The sequence below is a fragment of the Promicromonospora kroppenstedtii DSM 19349 genome, assembly GCF_000515355.1.
GTDB classification, from domain to species: domain Bacteria; phylum Actinomycetota; class Actinomycetes; order Actinomycetales; family Cellulomonadaceae; genus Promicromonospora; species Promicromonospora kroppenstedtii.
On sequence record NZ_KI911744.1, the window covers coordinates 91,405 to 92,153 of the forward strand.

Below are 749 nucleotides of genomic sequence, written 5' to 3' on the forward strand. Positions count from 1 at the left end.
CGGGCACCAGGTCGAGGCCGATCAGGGCAGGCATCGTCTCGGGCTGCGGCCCGGCGAGACAGGCGGCGCACGCCAGCAGCCAGACCAGCAGCCCTGCCGCGAACACGGCCAGACCGGCCCGGGCCTTCCAGCGCGGGGTGACGGCCTGGACGCCGTCGTCGTCGGTGCGCAGGGCGACGAACAGGCCGGCGCACAGCAGGACGACGAGGGCAGCGACCGGGAGCGCGGGGGCCGGCAGGCCGGCGTCGGCGTAGCGGGTCCAGGTGAGGTACTGGCCCGTCAGTGCGAGCGCCGCGCCCAGGTGCGCCCACAGCAAACCCGAGCCGGAGCGCTGCGACCAGAAGCCCGCGCGGTGCAGAACCGGGCCCGACGGCGGCACGGTGCGGCCCGCCCGCATCACGGAGAACTTGGACTCGAACCGCACCTGGCCGCTGTGCGCCACCGCCACCAGGATCGCGACCAGCAGCACCGGCGCCAGGGACAGCAGCGCCAGGCGGTCGCCGACGTCGAGCCGCGCCAGGCCGTACAGCGCACTCGGGATGCGGGCGCAGACCGGGACCACCGAGTCGGGGCCCGGGGTCGCCAGCCCGATGCAGCGCGTGCCGATCACCGACAGCGCGACCGTCGCCACGGCAGAGACGAACAGCAGCGTCAGGCCCAGGGAGAACACCCTGGTCAGGGCGGCGGTCGCCTCGGGGCGCAGGCCGGGGCCGGGACCCGCCTGGCCGGCGGGCGGCGTCCGGCGGTGC

General features: G+C 76.5%; 1 protein-coding gene. It reads right to left on the minus strand.

From position 1 onward, the window contains the following. The coding region (locus PROKR_RS24595; protein WP_036968916.1) for a hypothetical protein at positions 1-749 on the minus strand (749 nt) is incomplete at both ends.